Source organism: Anoxybacillus thermarum (genome assembly GCF_000836725.1).
GTDB lineage: Bacteria > Bacillota > Bacilli > Bacillales > Anoxybacillaceae > Anoxybacillus > Anoxybacillus thermarum.
Genome location: NZ_JXTH01000010.1, coordinates 23536 through 45121, shown reverse-complemented (window position 1 = coordinate 45121; position 21586 = coordinate 23536). Strand labels below are relative to the sequence as shown.

At 42.7% G+C, this 21586-nt stretch carries 33 protein-coding genes; all 33 read right to left on the bottom strand.

Annotated features, from left to right (window positions below):
- Positions 1 to 20: 20 nt before the first annotated feature.
- Entirely contained in the window at positions 21 to 386 is a 366-nt protein-coding gene (rpsM, locus tag LH47_RS04120; protein ID WP_003397691.1) for a 30S ribosomal protein S13, read from the bottom strand.
- Positions 387 to 408: 22 nt separating this feature from the next.
- On the bottom strand, positions 409 to 522 hold the full coding sequence (gene rpmJ, locus LH47_RS04115) for a 50S ribosomal protein L36 (protein ID WP_000868344.1): 114 nt from the start codon (positions 520 to 522) through the stop codon (positions 409 to 411).
- 30 nt (positions 523 to 552) lie between these two features.
- Complete coding sequence (gene infA / locus LH47_RS04110; protein ID WP_003247618.1) at positions 553 to 771, bottom strand: translation initiation factor IF-1; 219 nt, start codon at positions 769 to 771, stop codon at positions 553 to 555.
- A 98-nt stretch (positions 772 to 869) separates the two neighbouring features.
- A complete protein-coding gene (map, locus tag LH47_RS04105) occupies positions 870 to 1616 on the bottom strand; it encodes a type I methionyl aminopeptidase (protein ID WP_021095326.1) in 747 nt (248 codons plus the stop codon).
- Positions 1616 to 2266 carry an adenylate kinase gene (locus tag LH47_RS04100; RefSeq protein WP_043964911.1) on the bottom strand — a complete coding sequence of 217 codons (651 nt, stop codon included), beginning with the start codon at positions 2264 to 2266 and terminating at the stop codon, positions 1616 to 1618. The genes map and LH47_RS04100 overlap by 1 nt, the downstream gene beginning before the upstream one ends.
- Positions 2267 to 2325: 59 nt before the next feature.
- Positions 2326 to 3618 carry a preprotein translocase subunit SecY gene (gene secY / locus LH47_RS04095; protein ID WP_021095328.1) on the bottom strand — a complete coding sequence of 431 codons (1293 nt, stop codon included), beginning with the start codon at positions 3616 to 3618 and terminating at the stop codon, positions 2326 to 2328.
- A complete protein-coding gene (gene rplO, locus LH47_RS04090; protein WP_021095329.1) occupies positions 3618 to 4058 on the bottom strand; it encodes a 50S ribosomal protein L15 in 441 nt (146 codons plus the stop codon). Before rplO ends, secY begins: the two co-directional genes overlap by 1 nt.
- A gap of 14 nt (positions 4059 to 4072) precedes the next feature.
- A complete protein-coding gene (rpmD, locus tag LH47_RS04085) occupies positions 4073 to 4261 on the bottom strand; it encodes a 50S ribosomal protein L30 (protein WP_003397685.1) in 189 nt (62 codons plus the stop codon).
- Positions 4262 to 4275: 14 nt separating this feature from the next.
- Complete coding sequence (gene rpsE / locus LH47_RS04080) at positions 4276 to 4776, bottom strand: 30S ribosomal protein S5 (RefSeq protein WP_021095330.1); 501 nt, start codon at positions 4774 to 4776, stop codon at positions 4276 to 4278.
- Positions 4777 to 4795: 19 nt separating this feature from the next.
- Positions 4796 to 5158 carry a 50S ribosomal protein L18 gene (rplR, locus tag LH47_RS04075; RefSeq protein ID WP_021095331.1) on the bottom strand — a complete coding sequence of 121 codons (363 nt, stop codon included), beginning with the start codon at positions 5156 to 5158 and terminating at the stop codon, positions 4796 to 4798.
- Between the two features lie 32 nt (positions 5159 to 5190).
- Entirely contained in the window at positions 5191 to 5730 is a 540-nt protein-coding gene (gene rplF / locus LH47_RS04070) for a 50S ribosomal protein L6 (RefSeq protein ID WP_043964910.1), read from the bottom strand.
- A 29-nt stretch (positions 5731 to 5759) separates the two neighbouring features.
- Entirely contained in the window at positions 5760 to 6158 is a 399-nt protein-coding gene (gene rpsH, locus LH47_RS04065) for a 30S ribosomal protein S8 (protein WP_009361494.1), read from the bottom strand.
- A gap of 33 nt (positions 6159 to 6191) precedes the next feature.
- Entirely contained in the window at positions 6192 to 6377 is a 186-nt protein-coding gene (gene rpsN / locus LH47_RS04060; protein ID WP_003397678.1) for a 30S ribosomal protein S14, read from the bottom strand.
- Between the two features lie 34 nt (positions 6378 to 6411).
- On the bottom strand, positions 6412 to 6951 hold the full coding sequence (gene rplE, locus LH47_RS04055) for a 50S ribosomal protein L5 (RefSeq protein WP_012573860.1): 540 nt from the start codon (positions 6949 to 6951) through the stop codon (positions 6412 to 6414).
- Positions 6952 to 6980: 29 nt separating this feature from the next.
- The gene (gene rplX / locus LH47_RS04050; RefSeq protein ID WP_003397676.1) at positions 6981 to 7292 is read right to left on the bottom strand and encodes a 50S ribosomal protein L24; all 312 of its coding nucleotides are present in this window, start codon (positions 7290 to 7292) and stop codon (positions 6981 to 6983) included.
- Positions 7293 to 7328: 36 nt separating this feature from the next.
- Complete coding sequence (gene rplN, locus LH47_RS04045; RefSeq protein WP_021095332.1) at positions 7329 to 7697, bottom strand: 50S ribosomal protein L14; 369 nt, start codon at positions 7695 to 7697, stop codon at positions 7329 to 7331.
- A gap of 49 nt (positions 7698 to 7746) precedes the next feature.
- Complete coding sequence (rpsQ, locus tag LH47_RS04040; RefSeq protein WP_003397674.1) at positions 7747 to 8010, bottom strand: 30S ribosomal protein S17; 264 nt, start codon at positions 8008 to 8010, stop codon at positions 7747 to 7749.
- 25 nt (positions 8011 to 8035) lie between these two features.
- On the bottom strand, positions 8036 to 8236 hold the full coding sequence (gene rpmC / locus LH47_RS04035) for a 50S ribosomal protein L29 (RefSeq protein ID WP_003397671.1): 201 nt from the start codon (positions 8234 to 8236) through the stop codon (positions 8036 to 8038).
- Positions 8226 to 8660, bottom strand: a complete 435-nt coding sequence (rplP, locus tag LH47_RS04030) for a 50S ribosomal protein L16 (RefSeq protein WP_003397670.1) — start codon at positions 8658 to 8660, stop codon at positions 8226 to 8228. The genes rpmC and rplP overlap by 11 nt, the downstream gene beginning before the upstream one ends.
- A 2-nt stretch (positions 8661 to 8662) precedes the next feature.
- Entirely contained in the window at positions 8663 to 9319 is a 657-nt protein-coding gene (gene rpsC, locus LH47_RS04025) for a 30S ribosomal protein S3 (protein ID WP_003397666.1), read from the bottom strand.
- A gap of 3 nt (positions 9320 to 9322) precedes the next feature.
- On the bottom strand, positions 9323 to 9664 hold the full coding sequence (gene rplV, locus LH47_RS04020) for a 50S ribosomal protein L22 (protein ID WP_006322652.1): 342 nt from the start codon (positions 9662 to 9664) through the stop codon (positions 9323 to 9325).
- 20 nt (positions 9665 to 9684) lie between these two features.
- Positions 9685 to 9963 carry a 30S ribosomal protein S19 gene (rpsS, locus tag LH47_RS04015; protein WP_004888674.1) on the bottom strand — a complete coding sequence of 93 codons (279 nt, stop codon included), beginning with the start codon at positions 9961 to 9963 and terminating at the stop codon, positions 9685 to 9687.
- A gap of 57 nt (positions 9964 to 10020) precedes the next feature.
- Positions 10021 to 10851 (bottom strand): 50S ribosomal protein L2, encoded by an 831-nt coding sequence (gene rplB, locus LH47_RS04010; protein ID WP_009361493.1) that lies wholly within the window; start codon positions 10849 to 10851, stop codon positions 10021 to 10023.
- Between the two features lie 27 nt (positions 10852 to 10878).
- Positions 10879 to 11166, bottom strand: a complete 288-nt coding sequence (gene rplW / locus LH47_RS04005) for a 50S ribosomal protein L23 (RefSeq protein ID WP_004888670.1) — start codon at positions 11164 to 11166, stop codon at positions 10879 to 10881.
- Complete coding sequence (gene rplD, locus LH47_RS04000) at positions 11166 to 11789, bottom strand: 50S ribosomal protein L4 (RefSeq protein WP_043964905.1); 624 nt, start codon at positions 11787 to 11789, stop codon at positions 11166 to 11168. The genes rplW and rplD overlap by 1 nt, the downstream gene beginning before the upstream one ends.
- Positions 11790 to 11816: 27 nt before the next feature.
- Positions 11817 to 12443, bottom strand: a complete 627-nt coding sequence (rplC, locus tag LH47_RS03995; RefSeq protein ID WP_009361490.1) for a 50S ribosomal protein L3 — start codon at positions 12441 to 12443, stop codon at positions 11817 to 11819.
- A 23-nt stretch (positions 12444 to 12466) separates the two neighbouring features.
- On the bottom strand, positions 12467 to 12775 hold the full coding sequence (gene rpsJ / locus LH47_RS03990) for a 30S ribosomal protein S10 (protein ID WP_021095335.1): 309 nt from the start codon (positions 12773 to 12775) through the stop codon (positions 12467 to 12469).
- Between the two features lie 277 nt (positions 12776 to 13052).
- Entirely contained in the window at positions 13053 to 14240 is a 1188-nt protein-coding gene (tuf, locus tag LH47_RS03985) for an elongation factor Tu (protein ID WP_021095336.1), read from the bottom strand.
- 119 nt (positions 14241 to 14359) lie between these two features.
- Positions 14360 to 16438, bottom strand: a complete 2079-nt coding sequence (gene fusA / locus LH47_RS03980) for an elongation factor G (RefSeq protein ID WP_043964902.1) — start codon at positions 16436 to 16438, stop codon at positions 14360 to 14362.
- A gap of 134 nt (positions 16439 to 16572) precedes the next feature.
- The gene (rpsG, locus tag LH47_RS03975) at positions 16573 to 17043 is read right to left on the bottom strand and encodes a 30S ribosomal protein S7 (protein ID WP_021095338.1); all 471 of its coding nucleotides are present in this window, start codon (positions 17041 to 17043) and stop codon (positions 16573 to 16575) included.
- 44 nt (positions 17044 to 17087) lie between these two features.
- Positions 17088 to 17510 carry a 30S ribosomal protein S12 gene (gene rpsL / locus LH47_RS03970; protein WP_003397652.1) on the bottom strand — a complete coding sequence of 141 codons (423 nt, stop codon included), beginning with the start codon at positions 17508 to 17510 and terminating at the stop codon, positions 17088 to 17090.
- A 102-nt stretch (positions 17511 to 17612) separates the two neighbouring features.
- A complete protein-coding gene (locus LH47_RS03965; protein ID WP_021095339.1) occupies positions 17613 to 17861 on the bottom strand; it encodes a 50S ribosomal protein L7ae-like protein in 249 nt (82 codons plus the stop codon).
- A gap of 125 nt (positions 17862 to 17986) precedes the next feature.
- The gene (rpoC, locus tag LH47_RS03960; protein WP_043964900.1) at positions 17987 to 21586 is read right to left on the bottom strand and encodes a DNA-directed RNA polymerase subunit beta'; all 3600 of its coding nucleotides are present in this window, start codon (positions 21584 to 21586) and stop codon (positions 17987 to 17989) included.

The following is a 21586-nucleotide window of genomic DNA, read 5'->3' as shown; positions in this document are numbered from 1 at the left end:
CATGAACCTCCTTTACTTAATTATTTTTTCTTATTCGCTACTGTACGACGTGGACCTTTACGTGTACGAGCGTTGTTTTTCGTATTTTGGCCACGAACTGGCAATCCGCGACGATGACGAAGACCACGGTAGCAACCGATCTCCATTAAACGTTTAATATTTAAAGATACTTCACGACGAAGATCTCCTTCTACTTTTAAGCGATCTACGATTTCACGAATTTTACCTAATTCTTCTTCTGTTAAGTCGCGAACGCGAGTGTCTTCAGATACGCCAGCTTCTGCTAAGATTTTTTGTGCAGTTGCTTTACCGATTCCGTAAATGTATGTTAATGAAATGACTACACGTTTGTCACGAGGAATATCTACACCTGCAATACGTGCCATAATTTGTACACCTCCTCAAGTTTTATCCTTGTTTTTGCTTATGCTTTGGATTTTCACAAATAACCATAACTTTTCCGCGTCTGCGAATGACTTTGCATTTTTCGCAAATCGGTTTTACAGATGGTCTAACCTTCATGTGAACTTACCTCCTTGTTCGTGCGGAGTGTTATTTATATCGATACGTAATTCTTCCACGTGTTAAATCGTAAGGTGACAATTCAACTGTCACTTTATCACCTGGTAAAATACGAATAAAATGCATGCGAATTTTACCTGAAACGTGAGCTAAAACGGTATGACCGTTTTCAAGTTCCACTCGGAACATCGCATTTGGCAACGTTTCAACGACTGTACCTTCCACTTCAATTACATCGTCTTTCGCCATTGAACGGCTCTCCCTTCTTTTTTGAAATGAGTAACATGTTCAACTAACACGACCAGTTTAAAGCTTACGATGCGCATCCGCAAAGAAGGTTAAAGCGTTCAAAGTGTTGTTAAAATTTCATACCCCGTCTCAGTAATAGCGATCGTATGCTCAAAATGAGCACATAGCTTCCCATCTACTGTGACGACCGTCCAATTATCTTCTAACGTGCGAACATAACGGGTTCCTGCATTCACCATCGGTTCAATGCATAGAACCATGCCTGGCTTTAACCGCGGCCCTTTATTTGGCGGACCGTAATGTGGGATTTGCGGATCTTCATGTAAGTCTTGACCAATTCCATGTCCAACATACTCACGCACAACAGAAAAGTTATGCGCCTCAACGTACGTTTGGATCGCATGAGAAATGTTCGTTAACCGTGCGCCAGGTTTCGCTTCTTCCAATCCGCGATACAATGACTGTTCTGTCACTTCTAACAGCTTTTTCGCCTCTTCGGAAATGGCTCCGACTGGATATGTCCAAGCCGAATCGCCATGATATCCGTTATATTTCGCGCCAATATCGATGCTAATAATATCTCCTTCGCGAAGCACACGGTCTCCTGGAATACCGTGAACGAGCTCTTCATTTACCGATGTACAAATGCTCCCACGGAATCCATTATATCCTTTAAACGAAGGAATTGCATCATGTTTGCGAATGAACGTTTCAGCAATATGATCGAGCTCTTTCGTTGTTATGCCTGGCTCAATATATTTTTGTAGTTCTTGATGGGTTAAGGCAACAATTCGGCCAGCTTCACGCATAATTTCGATTTCACGTGGGGTTTTGCAAATGATCATTATTTTAAGCCCCCAAGTAATTCACAAATGTCAGCAAACACTTGATCAATATGTTGTTGTCCATTAATATTGCGCAAGTACCCTTTCGCTGCATAAAAATCAAGCAACGGTTGCGCTTGCTTCATATTGACTTCAAGGCGATTTGCTACTGTCGCTTCGTTATCATCCGCACGTTGATACAACTCGCCACCGCATTTATCGCAAACGCCTGCTTTTGCTGGTGGATTGAACACGAGATGATACGTTGCGCCACATTCTTTACAAATGCGTCTGCCCGTTAAACGTTCCATTAAAATGTTTTTATCCACCTCAATGTTAATCACATAATCAATGGAACGATTTAATTGTTGAAGAAGAGTCTCCAACGCTTCAGCTTGAGCGACTGTTCGCGGAAATCCATCAAGCAAAAATCCGTTTTGGCAATCGTCTTTGCTTAATCGTTCACGAACAATGCCGATCGTCACTTCATCCGGAACAAGATCGCCGCGATCCATATATGATTTCGCCTGTAAACCGAGCTCTGTTCCTTCTTTTATCGCTGCTCGAAACATATCCCCAGTAGAAATGTGAGGAATTTTGTATTTCTCAACAATTTTCTCTGCCTGCGTCCCTTTTCCAGCGCCCGGCAGTCCCATTAATACTAAATTCATCAATTTCTCCCCCTCAGCTCTATATGAGGTAGAGGGAATAAAATTCCCAACACCTCTTTTTATTTAATAAAGCCTTTATAATGGCGCTTCACTAATTGGCTTTCTAGCTGCTTCATCGTCTCTAACGCAACACCGACGACGATCAGCAAGCTCGTTCCTCCAATTTGAGCAGAAGGCGGTAGTTTAGCGAACTCGATAAAGAAGACAGGAAGAACAGCGATTGCTGCTAAAAATAGAGCTCCGACGAAAGTTAATCGATATAAAACGCGTGTAATGAATTCTTGCGTGTTCTTTCCTGGACGAATGCCTGGAATGTAACCACCTTGCTTTTTCAAATTGTCCGCCATTTGTTCTGGATTGACTTGAACAAACGCATAAAAATACGTAAAGGCAACAATTAAAGCGACATATATGATCATACCAACTGGTTGCGTGTAGTCAAAAACTTTCTTAATCCACAATGTTACATCATTCGAGCCGAAAAACGATGCAATCGTCGGTGGAGTAATAATAAACGACACCGCGAAAATAACCGGAATGACACCTGCCGGATTCACTTTTAACGGAATGTGTGTCGAATGACCACCTACTGGACTACGTCCTTCTAATCGCTTTGCATACTGAATCGGGATTTTTCGAAACGCTTGTTGCATATAAATGACACCAACGATAACCGCAACAACTGCTAAAGCGACCAACAGCACTGTAACGATGCGTAAAAACAGCTGATCGCCAGCGTTTTCAAATTGTTGAACATAAATTTGGTTAAGCGTTGTCGGGATGCCAGAAACAATTCCTGCAAAAATCAATACAGAAATCCCGTTCCCAACACCTTTAGCTGTAATTTGCTCACCGAGCCACATTAAAAAAGCTGTTCCAGCTGTTAAAACGAGCGCAATAAGCAAATATGTCGGAATGCCCGGATTTTTAATAAGCACGCCTCCGGACATATTATGGAAACCATAAGACATAGCGAACGCTTGGATAAACCCAAGCACAATTGTGAAATAGCGAGTAAACTGAGCGAGTTTACGGCGGCCCACTTCTCCTTGTTTCGACCATTCCGTAAATTTAGGAACAACATCCATCTGCAATAGTTGTACGATGATGGATGCCGTAATGTATGGCATGACGCCCATCGCAAAAATAGAAAAGTTTTGTAGAGCGCCGCCACCGAACGTATTCAACACGCCAAAAGCGTTGAATTGATCTTGCATTTTTAACACATCTGCATTTACGCCCGGCACGGGAATAAACGTACCGATGCGAAATACAATGAGCATAAGAAGGGTGAACATAATTTTTCTTCTTATATCACCCACGCGCATAAAATTGGAGATTGTTCGAAACATTAAATCACCTCAGTTGTACCGCCAGCAGCTTCGATTGCTTCTTTTGCAGAAGCAGAGAATTTATGAGCTTTTACTGTTAATTTTTTCGTAAGCTCACCGTCACCAAGAACTTTGATGCCTGCTTTTAATTTGCTTACCACGCCTGTTTCAAGCAATAATTCTGGTGTGACTTCCGTACCGTCTTCAAAGCGATTTAACACTTCAAGGTTAACGATCGCATATTCTTTACGATGAATGTTTGTAAAGCCGCGTTTTGGTAAACGACGGAATAAAGGTGTTTGACCACCTTCGAAGCCGATGCGTACACCGCCGCCAGAGCGAGCGTTTTGCCCTTTATGTCCTTTACCAGAAGTTTTTCCGTTACCAGAGCCGATACCACGACCAACACGGTTGCGTTCTTTACGAGAACCCGGTGCTGGTTGCAATTCATGTAGCTTCATGCCGAGGCACCTCCTTATTCTTCTAATTCTTTTACTGTTACAAGGTGAGAAACTTTATTAATCATTCCACGAATGGCTGGATTGTCATTATGAACAACTGTTTGATGCAATTTTCGTAAACCTAATGTTTTAACCGTCACGCGTTGGTCTTGCGGACGACCGATTACGCTGCGAGTGAGGGTAATTGCTAATTTTTTCGCCATCATTTTTCCCTCCCTTATCCTAACAGTTCCTCAACTGTTTTACCGCGCAATTTCGCTACCTCTTCGGCACGTTTCAATTGCTTCAAGCCGTCGATTGTTGCGCGCACCATGTTAATTGGTGTGTTGGAACCGATTGACTTCGATAAAATATCGCTAACACCTGCTAACTCTAATACCGCACGTGCAGGACCACCAGCGATAACTCCTGTACCTTCAGATGCTGGTTTTAAAATGATTTGACCTGCACCGAAATGTCCGATCACTTCATGTGGAATTGTTGTACCAACGATCGGTACAGTAATTAAATTTTTCTTCGCATCTTCAATTGCTTTGCGAATTGCATCTGGAACTTCTTGAGCTTTTCCAGTTCCGAATCCGACATGACCGTTTTTGTCACCAACAACGACTAACGCAGCGAAACGGAAACGACGTCCACCTTTTACTACTTTAGCTACGCGGTTAACGGCAACAACGCGTTCTTCTAGTTCAAGTTTATTTGGATCAATGCGACGCATCTCTGTCCCTCCTTCTTAATTAGAATTGTAATCCAGCTTCACGAGCAGCGTCTGCAAGTGCTTTAACACGTCCATGATATAAATATCCGCCACGGTCAAATACAACCGATGTAATGCCTTTTTCAAGTGCACGTTTAGCAATTAACTCGCCCACTTTTTGAGCTGCTTCAACATTGCCTGTTGATTCTAAGTCGAATTCTTTATCTAAAGTTGACGCGCTAACAAGCGTCACTGCTTTCATATCGTCGATAATTTGCGCGTAAATGTGTTTGTTTGAACGGAACACATTTAAGCGTGGACGTTCCGCAGTTCCTACTACTTTACGACGAACACGAGCGTGTCTTTGTTTGCGAACTGCATTTTTATCAAGCTTAGTGATCATTCGTGTCACTCCTTTCATTTACCTAAGCAGCATTATTTCTTACCTGTTTTACCTTCTTTACGACGCACAACTTCGCCTTCGTAACGAATACCTTTTCCTTTGTAAGGTTCTGGTGAACGAACGGCACGAATGTTTGCTGCTAATTCACCAACACGTTGTTTGTCCGCACCTTTAACGATAATTTTTGTTTGTGAAGGAACTTCGATTTCAAGTCCTTCTTCAGGCTCGATTTCAACAGGATGAGAGTATCCAACGCTTAATACAAGCTTTTTGCCTTGTTTTGTTGCACGGTAACCGACACCGATAAGTTCAAGTGCACGCTCATAGCCTTTTGAAACACCTTCAACCATGTTTGCGAGCAAGCTGCGAGTCGTTCCGTGAAGCGCACGATGATGCTTCTCATCGCTTGGACGCTCAACTGTTAAAACATTACCTTCTACTTTAATGACCATATCTGGATGGAACGTACGAGTAAGTTCACCTTTCGGACCTTTTACAGTAACTGTGTTACCGTCTAATGTAACTGTAACACCAGCTGGAATTTCCAATGGTTTTTTACCAACACGTGACATGTACTACACCTCCATTCGTTGCAAAATAATTACCAAATGTATGCTAACACTTCGCCGCCAGTACGTTTTTGACGTGCTTCTTTGTCAGTTAAAATACCTTGGGATGTTGAAAGAATTGCGATTCCTAAACCGTTTAATACGCGTGGTACTTCGTCAGCTTTTGCATATACGCGTAAACCAGGTTTACTAATACGTTTAAGGCCTGTAATTACACGCTCGTTATTTGGACCGTACTTTAAGAAAATACGAAGAATACCTTGTTTGTTATCTTCAATGTATTCGACATCACGAATGAAACCTTCACGCTTTAAAATTTCAGCGATTTCCTTTTTAATTTTTGAAGCAGGAACTTCAAGTTTCTCGTGACGCACCATGTTCGCATTACGAATGCGAGTAAGCATATCTGCAATTGGATCTGTCATCACCATTATGTTTTACCTCCTTCCCAACTCATGGGTTTATTACCAGCTTGCTTTTTTCACACCAGGAATTTGACCTTTATATGCTAATTCACGGAAACAAATACGGCAAAGTTTAAATTTGCGATATACAGAGTGCGGACGTCCACAACGCTCACAACGAGTGTACGCTTGCACTTTAAACTTTGGTGTGCGTTTTTGTTTCGCGATCATTGATTTTTTAGCCACGTTTTCGCCTCCCTCTTTTTACGAATGGGAATGATTATTTTTGGAATGGCATACCGAGCAATGTAAGCAATTCACGAGCTTCCTCGTCTGTTTTCGCAGTTGTAACGATCACGATATCCATACCACGAACTTTGTTTACTTTATCGTAATCAATTTCAGGGAAAATTAATTGTTCTTTTACACCTAATGTATAGTTTCCGCGTCCGTCGAACGATTTTTTAGAAACGCCACGGAAGTCGCGAACACGCGGTAAAGAAACGGAAACGAGCTTATCAAAGAACTCGTACATACGCTCACCGCGAAGCGTTACTTTCGCACCGATTGGCATTCCTTCACGAAGGCGGAAGCCAGCGATTGATTTCTTCGCACGTGTAACAACTGGTTTTTGACCAGAAATTAACGCGAGTTCTTCTACTGCGTTATCTAACGCTTTTGCGTTTTGTACCGCATCACCAACACCCATGTTGATGACGATTTTTTCGATTTTCGGAACTTGCATCACAGATTTATAGTTAAACTTGCTCATAAGAGCAGGAACAACTTCTTTCAAATACTTTTCTTTAAGGCGGTTCATTTGAGTACCTCCCTTCCTCAATCACTTCATTATTTGTCTAAAATTTCACCAGAACGTTTCGCATAGCGAACTTTTTTACCGTCAACTACTTTGTATCCAACACGAGTTGGTAATCCTGTTTTTGGATCAAGAGGCATTACGTTTGATACGTGGATTGGCGCCTCTTGGCTGATGATGCCGCCTTGTGGATTTGCTTGAGAAGGTTTTACGTGTTTTTTCACGATGTTTACACCTTCAACAAGCACTCGGTTTTTCTTTGGAAACGCAGCAAGAATAACGCCTTGTTTTCCTTTATCTTTACCAGAGATCACTTGTACTTTATCACCTTTTTTTACATGCATCTGAATCGCACCTCCTTAAAAGGCTTTTCCTTTTCATTAAATCACTTCTGGAGCTAAAGAAACGATTTTCATAAAGTCTTTTTCACGTAATTCACGAGCAACTGGTCCGAAAATACGTGTACCACGTGGGCTCTTGTCATCACGAATGATTACGCAAGCATTTTCATCAAAGCGGATGTAAGAACCGTCTGCACGGCGTACGCCACGTTTTGTACGAACGACAACCGCTTTAGCAACTTGACCTTTTTTAACAACGCCACCTGGTGTTGCATCTTTAACTGTCACCACAACGATGTCGCCAACGTTTGCATAACGACGACCAGAACCACCTAGCACTTTAATGACAAGCACTTCACGTGCACCAGAGTTATCAGCAACTTTCATACGAGTTTCTTGTTGAATCATTGACGAAACCTCCTTTCGGATTTGTATCCATCATCCCGAACAATATTAATTAAACGATAACAGCTTTTTCAACTACTTCAACAAGACGGAAACGTTTTGTCGCAGAAAGAGGACGTGTTTCCATAATTTTTACGATGTCGCCCACTTTTGCTACGTTGTTTTCGTCATGTGCTTTATATTTTTTCGAATACTTTACGCGCTTGCCGTAAAGAGGATGCTTTTTATAAGTTTCTACAAGAACCGTAATTGTTTTATCCATTTTATCGGAAACAACACGGCCGACGAGAACTTTACGATTGTTGCGTTCACTCATTGTGCGAACCTCCTCTCGATATCAATTATTTATTAGCAGCGATCTCTCTTTCGCGAATCACAGTTTTCATACGTGCAATCGCTTTGCGTACTTCACGAATACGAGCTGTATTCTCTAATTGACCTGTTGCCAATTGGAAGCGAAGGTTGAATAACTCTTCTTTCAACGCTTTAATTTTTTGTTCAATCTCGGCAGTGGTAAGTTCACGAATTTCTTTAGCTTTCATTTGATTCACCACCAATTTCTTCACGTTTTACGAATTTGCATTTGATTGGAAGTTTGTGAGAAGCAAGGCGCAACGCTTCACGAGCTACTTCTTCAGAAACTCCCGCGATTTCAAACATAACTTTACCAGGTTTCACAACAGCTACCCAACCTTCTGGAGCACCTTTACCGGAACCCATGCGCACTTCAAGTGGTTTCGCTGTATATGGTTTTGAAGGGAAAATTTTAATCCATACTTTACCGCCACGTCTCATGTAACGAGTCATCGCACGACGAGCAGCCTCGATTTGACGGTTTGTGATCCATGCTGGCTCTAACGCTTGTAATCCGTATTCACCAAAATGTACTTCTGTACCGCCTTTCGCGCGACCTTTCATGCGACCGCGATGTTCACGACGATATTTTACGCGTTTTGGCATTAACATGATTAATTTCCTCCTTCCTCAGTTTTCTTTTTCGTAGGAAGGACCTCTCCACGATAAATCCATACTTTCACGCCGATTTTTCCGTAAGTTGTGTCCGCTTCCGCTGTCGCGTAGTCGATGTCAGCGCGAAGAGTATGAAGTGGAACTGTTCCTTCGCTGTAATGTTCTGAGCGAGCGATATCTGCTCCACCTAAACGACCAGATACCATTGTTTTAATTCCTTTTGCACCTGCGCGCATTGTACGTTGAATTGCTTGTTTTTGCGCACGACGGAATGATACGCGGTTTTCAATTTGACGCGCGATATTTTCCGCAACAAGTTTTGCTTCTAAGTCTGGCTTTTTGATTTCAACGATGTTAATATGAACGCGTTTGCCAGTTAATTCATTTAACGCTTTACGAAGCGCTTCAACTTCAGATCCACCTTTACCGATAACCATTCCTGGTTTCGCTGTATGGATTGTGATATTTACACGGTTTGCTGCACGCTCGATCTCAATGCGAGAAACAGCTGCATCGCTTAAGCGCTTTGTGAGGTATTCGCGAATTTTAAGATCTTCGTGTAAAAGATCCGCGTAATCTTTTTCAGCGTACCATCTTGATTCCCAATCACGGATAATACCGATGCGAAGACCGATTGGATTTACCTTTTGACCCACTGATTATCCCTCCTTCTTTTCTGAAACGACGATCGTGATATGGCTTGTGCGTTTGTTAATTGCGCTCGCACGACCTTGTGCACGAGGACGGAAACGTTTCAATGTTGGTCCTTCGTTCACATAAGCTTCCGTAACAACGAGCTTGTTAACGTCCATGTCATAGTTATGCTCTGCGTTTGCGACTGCAGATTTTAATACTTTCTCGATAATTGGAGAAGCAGCTTTTGGCGTATGGCGAAGAATCGCAACTGCTTCACTCACTTGCTTTCCTCGAATTAAATCAATAACTAAACGAGCTTTACGAGGAGCAATTCGAACCGTTCTAGCAACAGCTTTAGCTTGCATAAATGAAGCCTCCTCTCATATTAACGTTTTGTTTTCTTGTCATCAGCAGCGTGACCTTTGTATGTGCGCGTTGGCGCGAACTCACCGAGCTTATGACCGACCATGTCCTCTGTGATGTAAACTGGAACGTGTTTACGACCATCGTAAACAGCGATTGTGTGACCAATGAATTGTGGGAAAATTGTTGAACGACGAGACCATGTTTTGATCACTTGTTTTTGTCCAGTTTCATTCAATTTCTCGATTTTTTTCATTAAATGATCATCACAAAAAGGACCTTTTTTCAAGCTGCGACCCATAAGTGAACCTCCTTTCGTGATTGCTCTACGGTTCTTTTGAACCGTAGCTCAACCCCGTTATTTTTTACGACGACGTACGATAAATTTATCGGATTTATTTTTCTTCTTACGCGTTTTGAATCCAAGCGTTGGTTTACCCCATGGAGTCATTGGAGACTTACGTCCGATTGGTGCTTTACCTTCACCACCACCATGTGGGTGATCAACAGGGTTCATAACAGAACCGCGAACTGTTGGACGAATGCCTAACCAACGAGCGCGTCCAGCTTTACCGATGTTCACAAGCTCATGTTGTTCGTTACCAACTTGACCGACTGTCGCGCGGCAAGTTGCCAAAATCATACGAACTTCACCTGAAGATAAACGAACAAGTACGTATTTACCTTCTTTACCAAGCACTTGTGCAGATGTACCTGCAGCGCGTACTAATTGTCCGCCTTTACCAGGTTTTAATTCGATATTATGAATAACTGTACCGACTGGAATGTTTGCTAAAGGTAATGCGTTACCTACTTTAATGTCCGCATCTGGACCTGACATAACTTCCATGCCAACTTGTAAGTTTTTCGGTGCGATGATGTAACGTTTTTCACCATCAGCGTAATGAATTAAAGCGATGTTCGCAGAACGGTTTGGATCGTACTCAATTGTAGCAACGCGTCCTGGAATGCCATCTTTATCGCGTTTGAAGTCAATAATACGATATTGACGTTTATGACCGCCACCTTGGTGACGAACAGTTAATTTACCTTGGTTGTTACGACCACCTTTTTTCTTTAAAGGCGCAAGCAACGATTTTTCCGGCTTATCTGTTGTAAGCTCAGAGAAGTCTAAAACCGTCATACCACGACGACCGTTAGACGTTGGCTTATATTTTTTAATCGCCATGTCCGTTTCCCTCCTTCACTTTTAAACTTATACTTCAAATAGCTCGATTTCTTTGCTGTCCGGCGTTAACGTAACAATCGCTTTGCGGCGGCGGTTTGTTAATCCGCTATAACGACCAACACGTTTGAACTTTCCTTTATAGTTCATAATGTTGACCTTCGCTACTTTCACGCCGAAGATCGCTTCGATCGCGTCTTTTACTTCTGTTTTATTCGCTTTCACATCAACTTCGAACGTATATTTTTTCTCACCCATTAACTCTGTTGAACGTTCAGTAATGACGGGGCGCTTAATAATATCGCGAGGATCTTTCATTATGCAAGCACCTCCTCTACTTTTTCCACGGCAGCTTTTGTAATGACAAGCTTGTCGTGGTTGAGTACATCAAGAACGTTAATTCCGCTTGCTGTCACAACTGTCACTCCTGGAATGTTGCGAGCTGAAAGAATGACGTTCTCATTCGCATCTGCTGTTACGATTAACGCTTTGCGATCAACAGAAAGGTTGTTTAAAATTTTAACCATTTCTTTTGTTTTTGGTGCTTCAAGTACTAAATTGTCTAATACAACGATGTTATTTTCAAGCACTTTTGAAGATAATGCTGATTTAATTGCTAAGCGACGAACTTTTTTCGGAAGTTTGTAGCTGTAGCTGCGTGGAACTGGACCGAATACAACACCACCGCCACGCCATTGTGGAGAACGAATCGATCCTTGGCGAGCACGTCCAGTACCTTTTTGGCGCCATGGTTTACGACCACCGCCGCTTACTTCTGCACGATTTTTTGTTTTATGAGTTCCTTGACGCAAGGAAGCACGTTGCATAATTACCGCTTCAAATAACACACTTTTGTTCGGTTCAACACCAAATACGGCATCGTTTAATTCGATTTCACCGATGTTTTCTCCGTTTTGGTTATACAATGCTACTTTTGGCATTGGGTATTTCCTCCTTTCTTAAAGAAATTATTTCGCTTTAACCGCGCTTTTAATAATAACAAGCCCTTTGTTTGGACCTGGTACGTTTCCTTTAATTAAGATTAAGTTGCGTTCTGGGTCTACTTTCACAACTTTTAAGTTTTGTACTGTTACACGCTCGCCACCCATGCGACCTGGAAGCTCTTTTGATTTGAATACACGGTTTGGAGCGATTGGACCCATTGAACCAGGACGACGATGGTAACGAGAACCGTGAGCCATTGGTCCGCGAGATTGTCCATGGCGTTTAATTACACCTTGGAAACCTTTACCTTTTGACGTGCCAGTTACGTCAACGATTTCACCCTCGTTAAAAATGTCCACTTTTACTTCTTGACCTACTTCATATTCTGCAAGGTTCACACCACGAATTTCACGAATGAAGCGCTTAGGTGTGGTGTTTGCCTTCGCAGCATGACCTTTTTGTGGCTTGTTCGCTAACTTCTCACGCAAATCTTCAAAACCTAATTGAATCGCTTCGTAACCGTCGTTTTCAACTGTTTTCTTTTGAAGAACTACGTTTGGAGTAGCTTGAATGACCGTTACAGGAATAAGATCTCCGTTTTCAGCGAACACTTGAGTCATGCCGATTTTTCTTCCTAAGATTCCTTTCATCTTTCACACCTCCTATATCGCAATTACAACTTGATTTCAATATCGACACCAGATGGTAAGTCTAAACGCATTAAAGAATCTACTGTTTGTGGAGTCGGATTGACGATGTCAATTAAGCGTTTATGTGTGCGCATTTCGAATTGTTCACGAGAATCTTTGTATTTATGAACCGCACGTAAGATCGTGTACACCGTTTTTTCAGTTGGTAACGGAATCGGTCCAGATACAGTTGCGCCTGAACGCTTTGCAGTTTCCACAATTTTCTCAGCAGATTGATCAAGAATTCGATGATCATACGCTTTTAAACGAATACGAATTTTTTCTTTTGCCATTATTTTCCCTCCTTCTTCGCCTATTTTCAAAATAGACATTCTCCATGGAAATTTCCTTCACACTCGCCATGGCAAAGCGGCCGGGTGTGTCAGCAACCTTCCACTTCATCGCAGTCAAAGACCAACGTTTATTATTATATATAAAATTCATGCCCAATGCAAGCTTTTTATTTCTTTTCTCAACAAACTGCCTTTCCCATTATACATATTTCACGACCCATTTTCAATGGAACAAAAAAATAAGTGGTCTAGCTTATCGCTAGACCACGTTTATCGATTACTCGATGATTTCAGATACAGAACCTGCACCTACTGTACGTCCACCTTCGCGGATCGAGAATTTTGTACCTTCTTCGATCGCGATTGGAGCGATTAATTCTACTGTCATTTCGATGTTGTCTCCAGGCATAACCATCTCAACGCCTTCTGGAAGTTGGATGATACCTGTTACGTCCGTTGTACGGAAGTAGAACTGTGGACGGTAGTTAGAGAAGAATGGAGTATGACGTCCACCTTCTTCTTTTGTTAATACGTAAACTTGCGCTTTAAATTTTGTGTGTGGAGTGATTGTTCCTGGTTTCGCTAATACTTGACCACGTTGTACTTCGTCACGAGAAACACCGCGAAGAAGCGCACCGATGTTGTCACCAGCTTCAGCTTGGTCAAGAAGCTTACGGAACATTTCAACACCTGTAACAGTTGTTGCTTTTGGCTCTTCAGAAAGACCAATGATTTCTACTTGGTCACCAACTTTTAAGATACCGCGCTCAACGCGACCTGTAGCAACTGTACCACGACCAGTGATTGAGAATACGTCCTCAACTGGCATCATGAATGGTTTGTCGATTTCGCGTTGTGGAGTTGGGATGTACTCATCAACAGCGTTCATAAGCTCGATGATTTTTTCTTCCCAAGCTGGATCTCCCTCAAGTGCTTTTAACGCAGAACCTTTAATTACAGGAACTTCGTCTCCAGGGAAGTCGTATTCAGATAATAGATCGCGAACTTCCATTTCAACAAGTTCTAAAAGTTCTTCGTCGTCTACCATATCGCATTTGTTTAAGAATACAACGATGTAAGGTACGCCTACTTGGCGAGAAAGAAGAATGTGCTCACGAGTTTGTGGCATTGGACCGTCAGCAGCAGATACAACAAGGATCGCGCCGTCCATTTGCGCAGCACCTGTGATCATGTTTTTCACGTAGTCAGCGTGACCTGGGCAGTCAACGTGTGCATAGTGACGGTTGTCAGTTTCATACTCAACGTGTGCAGTTGAGATTGTAATTCCGCGCTCGCGCTCTTCTGGAGCAGCGTCGATTTGATCATACGCGCGCGCTTCTGCTTTACCTTGTTTCGCAAGAACTGTTGTGATTGCAGCTGTTAAAGTTGTTTTACCATGGTCAACGTGGCCGATTGTACCAATGTTGACGTGTGGTTTCGTGCGTTCGAATTTCGCTTTAGCCATTATAATATCCTCCTTAGTGTTTTTTTATAAGTATAGAATGCTCGGAAGTGAAAGTGCACAGCACGTCCACTTCCAAGTCTTACATAAGTATTTATACTTGAACAATGCTAGAAAATCAATTATTCACCTTTATTTTTTTTGATGATTTCCTCAGCAATGCTCTTCGGAACTTCTTCATAATGGTCAAACACCATTGTGAACGTTCCGCGACCTTGTGTATTTGAACGCAATGTAGTTGCGTATCCAAACATCTCAGAAAGTGGAACCATTGCGCGCACAACTTGTGCGTTACCACGAGCTTCCATACCTTCGACGCGACCGCGACGAGAAGTGATGTCACCCATAATGTCACCTAAATATTCTTCAGGGACGATGACTTCTACTTTCATGATAGGCTCAAGCAATACAGGGTCACATTTTGCTGCTGCGTTTTTCAACGCCATTGAAGCAGCGATTTTGAACGCCATTTCGCTTGAGTCAACATCGTGGTAAGAACCGTCGAATAGCTTCGCTTTAATGTCGACAACCGGATATCCAGCAAGGACACCATTTTGCATAGCATCTTCAAGACCCGCTTGAATTGCAGGGATATATTCTTTCGGAACAACCCCACCAACGATCGCATTTTCGAACTCGAAGCCTTTTCCTTCTTCGTTCGGCGAGAACTCGATCCAAACGTGACCATATTGACCGCGACCACCAGACTGGCGCACAAATTTACCTTCAACTTGTGCAGACTTACGGAATGTTTCGCGGTACGCAACTTGCGGAGCACCAACGTTTGCTTCGACTTTGAATTCGCGACGCATACGGTCAACGATAATATCAAGGTGAAGCTCACCCATACCAGCGATAATTGTTTGACCTGTTTCTTGGTCTGTCCACGCACGGAATGTTGGGTCTTCCTCCTGAAGTTTTTGTAACGCTGTGCTCATCTTATCTTGGTCAGCTTTTGACTTCGGTTCAATCGCGATTTGAATAACTGGTTCTGGGAATTGCATAGACTCCAAGATTACTGGGTCTTTTTCATCACACAAAGTATCACCAGTTGTTGTATCTTTTAAACCTACAGCTGCCGCAATGTCACCCGCGTAAACTTGTGCAATTTCTTCGCGGTGGTTTGCGTGCATTTGTAGAATACGACCGATACGTTCGCGCTTACGTTTTGTTGAGTTCAACACGTAAGAACCAGAGTTTAATGTACCTGAGTATACGCGGAAGAACGTCAACTTACCAACGTAAGGGTCTGTCATAATTTTGAACGCTAACGCTGCAAACGGAGCATCATCGCGCGCTTCACGAACTGTTTCTTCTTCTGTATCAGGAACAGTTCCTTTGATCGCAGGAATGTCGACTGGAGATGGTAAATAGTCAACAACTCCGTCAAGCATTAATTGAACACCTTTGTTTTTGAATGCAGAACCACAGAATACAGGGAAGAATTGCACAGAAACTGTCGCTTTACGAATTGCAGCTTTTAATTCTTCATTCGTAATTTCTTCCCCTTCTAAATATTTCACCATTAATTCTTCATCAAGCTCTGCAACCGCTTCGATTAACTTACCGCGATATTCTTCTGCCATATCACGATAGTCTTCAGGAATCTCGATGCGCTCGATATTTTTTCCTAATTCATCGTGATAATGATATGCGCACATTTCAACAAGGTCGATAATACCTGTGAATTGATCTTCCGCTCCAATCGGCAATTGAACAGGGTGCGCATTCGCTTGCAAACGTTCATGAAGCGTTTTAACAGAGTATAAGAAATCTGCGCCAATCTTGTCCATTTTGTTGACGAAAACGATACGTGGTACGCCGTATGTAGTCGCTTGGCGCCATACTGTTTCTGTTTGCGGCTCTACGCCTGATTGTGCGTCTAATACCGCGACTGCACCGTCTAATACACGCAATGAACGCTCAACTTCTACCGTGAAGTCGACGTGTCCAGGTGTATCGATGATGTTAATGCGATGGCCTTTCCATTGAGCTGTTGTTGCCGCAGACGTAATTGTAATTCCGCGTTCTTGTTCTTGCTCCATCCAGTCCATCGTTGCTGCGCCCTCATGAACTTCACCGATTTTATGAACGCGTCCTGTATAGAAAAGGATACGCTCTGTCGTTGTTGTTTTACCGGCGTCAATATGGGCCATGATTCCAATATTGCGAGTGTTTTCTAAGGAGAACTGTCTTGCCATATGGATTTTTTCTCCTTCCTTATAATGAAGTATCGTAATTTAATTTACATATAGGAATATAGGCGAATGAGCGATGGGCATGCTTTTTTAGTTTCAACCGCATCGCTCTCACCTATTCTTAATTTAACAAAAAATTACCAACGATAGTGTGCAAACGCTTTGTTTGCTTCTGCCATTTTGTGTGTATCTTCGCGTTTTTTCACAGCTGCACCTGTGTTGTTTGCAGCATCCATGATTTCATTCGCTAAACGCTCTTCCATCGTTTTTTCTCCACGAAGACGAGCGTAGTTAACGATCCAGCGAAGACCTAATGTTGTACGGCGCTCTGGGCGCACCTCAACAGGAACTTGATAGTTTGCACCACCAACACGGCGCGCGCGAACTTCAAGAACTGGCATAACGTTTTTCAACGCTTGCTCAAACACTTCCATTGGATCTTTACCTGTGCGCTCACGAATGATATCGAACGCTGTGTAAAGAATTTTTTGCGCTTTACCTCTTTTACCGTCAATCATAATTTTATTGATTAAACGTGTAACTAGCTTTGAATTGTAAATTGGATCTGGTAACACATCTCGTTTAGGAACCGGACCTTTACGTGGCATAGTTTTTCCTCCTTTCAGTAAAAATCAGCGAAAAATGATGCATGTTATTTCTTAGCTGCTTTTGGTTTTTTCGCACCGTATTTTGAACGACCTTGCATACGGTTCGCTACACCTGCAGTATCTAAAGCACCGCGAACGATGTGGTAACGTACCCCTGGTAAGTCTTTTACACGTCCACCGCGAATTAATACAACGCTGTGTTCTTGTAAGTTATGACCGATACCTGGGATGTAAGCAGTTACCTCGATACCGTTAGATAAACGTACACGGGCATATTTACGAAGCGCAGAGTTTGGCTTCTTTGGTGTCATTGTACCTACACGTGTACATACTCCACGTTTTTGCGGAGAGTAAACAGTTGTTTGAACTTTTTTGAAGCTGTTATACCCTTTATTTAACGCAGGTGATTTAGATTTCACTACCTTTTTTGTACGACCTTTGCGTACAAGCTGGTTAATTGTAGGCATGGTAAGTTTCCTCCCTTCACAATTAAATTCAAGCCCACACATCCAGGTGGCTCATTTTTATGCAAAAACAAAGTTTTTGTAGTAAACCCACAAAAACAGTTTTTAACGAATGATTGCAACAGCCGCTGCTCCTACATCGATTTTGCATGCTTTTCCGAGCTTTTTCATCGAGTCGACTTTATAAACAGGCACATTCGCTACATTCGCAGCTTCGATCACTTTGTCAATGATCGCTTTATCCGCATCTTCTGCGATCACAAGTTCATGTACCTTTCCATCTTTCAGAGCTCGTACTGTTTGTTTTGTTCCTACAATAATTTGTTTAGCCTGTGCGACTTTTTCATAAGACATGTAACACATCCTCCAAAGTGACAGGTTTTCGGAACACCTTTATTATGCTATCACTTTTTGAGAGCTATGTCAAATATATTTTTTTAACCTATTGCTAGCGGATGATGCTAGCAATAGGTTGACCGTTATTTTGTTGTCACAGCATCTTCATCTTTTGTTGTTTTAATGACCGGTTTTACTTTGCGATAGCGTGCCATTCCTGTTCCTGCTGGAACAAGTTTACCAATAATGACATTCTCTTTTAATCCAAGCAATTCGTCGCGTTTTCCTTTGATCGCCGCATCCGTTAAGACGCGTGTCGTTTCTTGGAATGATGCCGCAGACAAGAACGAGTCTGTTTCAAGCGACGCTTTCGTAATTCCAAGCAATACTGGACGAGCTGTTGCTGGACGTTTCCCTTCCATCAACACTTTCGCATTCGCATCCGTAAATTGATGGATGTCAAGCAACGTTCCTGGCAACAAGTCCGTATCCCCTGCGTCAATGACGCGAACTTTTCGAAGCATTTGGCGAACCATCACTTCGATATGTTTATCGCTAATTTCTACCCCTTGCATGCGGTATACTTTTTGCACTTCGCGCAACAAGTACTCTTGAACAGCATTCATATCTTTGACTCTCAATAGTTCTTTCGGGTCAATAGAACCTTCTGTTAGTTCTTGACCGCGTTCAACCTTCTGTCCTTCTTGTACTTTGAGACGTGCGCTATAAGGGGCTGTATACGTACGCGTCTCGACTTCGCCTTGAATGACGATCTCACGTTGACGATCACGCGTTTCATTAACGGCCACAACAACGCCATCAATTTCCGAAATGACCGCTTGCCCTTTCGGATTACGCGCCTCGAACAATTCTTGTACGCGCGGTAAACCTTGTGTAATATCGTCTCCTGCTACCCCACCTGTGTGGAACGTGCGCATTGTCAGCTGTGTACCCGGCTCACCGATCGATTGTGCTGCGATAATGCCAACCGCTTCACCAACTTCCACTTCTGCACCAGTTGCCAAGTTGCGTCCGTAACATTTTTTACATACACCATGACGTGTATTACATGTAAATGCCGAACGAATCCACACTTCTTCAATGCCAGCTTTTACAATAGCATTTGCGATATCTTCTGTAATCATTTCATTTTCACGCACAAGCACTTCGCCTGTTTCCGGATGTTTCACCGTTTTGCGTGCGTAACGTCCAACGAGACGCTCTTCAAGCTTCACAATCACTTCTGTGCCGTCTTTTAACGCACGAATTAACGTACCGCGGTCTGTACCGCAATCGTCTTCACGAATAATGACGTCTTGTGCAACGTCGACGAGACGACGTGTTAAATAACCAGAGTCAGCTGTTTTTAACGCTGTATCAGCAAGACCTTTACGCGCTCCGTGAGTCGAAATAAAGTACTCAAGTACCGTTAATCCTTCACGGAACGAAGATTTAATCGGAAGCTCGATAATACGTCCTGCTGGGTTCGCCATTAATCCGCGCATACCTGCAAGCTGCGTAAAGTTCGATGCGTTACCGCGGGCTCCTGAGTCACTCATCATGAAAATTGGATTTCGTTTATCAAGCGACTCCATTAAGCGGCCTTGAATTTTATCTTTTGCCGCACTCCAAATTGAAATGACACGTTCATAACGCTCTTCATCCGTAATTAAACCGCGTCTAAATTGTTTTAATACCGTATCAACTTTCGCTTGCGCTTCTTCTAAAATTTCTTGTTTTTCCGGCAAGACAACAATGTCAGCTACACCGATTGTGATACCTGCTTTTGTTGAGTATTTAAAGCCAAGGTCTTTCATACGGTCAAGCATTTTAGACGTTTCTGTAATTTTGAAACGTTTAAACACTTCCGCAATGATGTTACCAAGAATTTTCTTCTTAAACGGCGGAACGAGTTCGCGTTTACGAATTTCTTCTTTCACGTTCACACCTTTATCAAGGAAATATTTATCCGGTGTTCGTTCTTCAATGTTTTCTTGCGTCGGTTCATTAATGTATGGGAATGACTTCGGCAAAATTTCATTGAAGATTAACTTTCCGACAGTCGTTACAAGCAATTTATTATTTTGCTCTTCTGTAAACGTTTCGTTTTTCAGCGAACCTGCATGGACTGCAATACGTGTATGCAGGTGAACATAACCGTTATGGTAAGCCAGCAACGCCTCATCAGTATCTTTAAACACCATTCCTTCACCGACTGCACCTTCACGTTCCATCGTTAAATAGTAGTTTCCTAAAACCATGTCTTGTGAAGGAGTAACAACTGGTTTTCCGTCTTTCGGGTTTAAAATATTTTGCGCCGCAAGCATGAGTAGACGCGCCTCAGCTTGTGCCTCTGCCGAAAGCGGTACGTGCACAGCCATTTGGTCGCCGTCAAAGTCTGCGTTATAGGCAGTACATACAAGCGGATGCAAGCGGATTGCACGACCTTCTACAAGCGTCGGCTCAAACGCTTGAATGCCAAGACGGTGAAGCGTTGGTGCACGGTTTAATAGCACTGGGTGTTCTTTAATGACAGACTCTAAAACATCCCAAACTTCTGGGTGCACGCGCTCAATTTTCCGCTTCGCACTTTTAATGTTGTGCGCTAAGCCACGTTCCACTAATTCTTTCATAACAAACGGCTTAAACAATTCAAGCGCCATTTCTTTTGGCAAGCCGCATTGATACATCTTTAAGTTCGGGCCGACGACGATAACGGAACGACCAGAATAGTCAACGCGCTTACCGAGCAAGTTTTGACGGAAACGACCTTGCTTTCCTTTTAACATATGGGAAAGCGATTTAAGTGGACGATTTCCTGGTCCTGTGACCGGACGGCCACGACGACCGTTATCAATTAGCGCATCAACCGCTTCTTGAAGCATTCGTTTTTCGTTTTGAACAATAATGTTCGGCGCTCCAAGGTCTAATAGACGTTTTAAGCGGTTGTTTCGGTTAATGACTCGACGATATAAGTCGTTTAAGTCAGATGTCGCAAAACGTCCACCGTCTAACTGTACCATCGGACGCAACTCCGGCGGGATGACCGGAAGCACATCTAATACCATCCACGATGGGTCGTTACCAGAGTTACGGAACGCTTCGAGCACTTCAAGACGTTTAATCGTGCGAGCACGACGTTGTCCTTGTGCTGTCTTTAGTTCTTCTTTTAACGTCTCTACTTCTTTTTCAAGATCGATATCTTGTAACAGTTTTTTAATCGCCTCTGCACCCATTGAAGCTTGGAATGAATTTCCGTACTTCTCGCGATATGCGCGATACTCTTTTTCAGAAAGCAGTTGTTTCTTTTCTAATGGCGTATCGCCCGAATCCGTCACGACGTAAGATGCAAAGTAAATGACTTCTTCTAGCGCACGAGGGGACATGTCTAAGACAAGTCCCATGCGGCTAGGAATTCCTTTAAAGTACCAAATATGTGAAACAGGGGCTGCTAGTTCAATATGACCCATGCGCTCACGGCGAACTTTTGCACGTGTGACTTCAACACCGCATCGGTCACAAACGACACCTTTATAACGAACGCGCTTATATTTTCCACAATGACATTCCCAGTCTTTTGTTGGACCAAAAATGCGTTCGCAAAACAGACCATCTTTTTCTGGTTTTAATGTCCGATAGTTAATCGTTTCTGGTTTTTTAACTTCACCATACGACCAAGAACGAATTTTCTCGGGTGAAGCGAGTCCGATCTTCATATATTCAAACTTATTTACATCTAACAA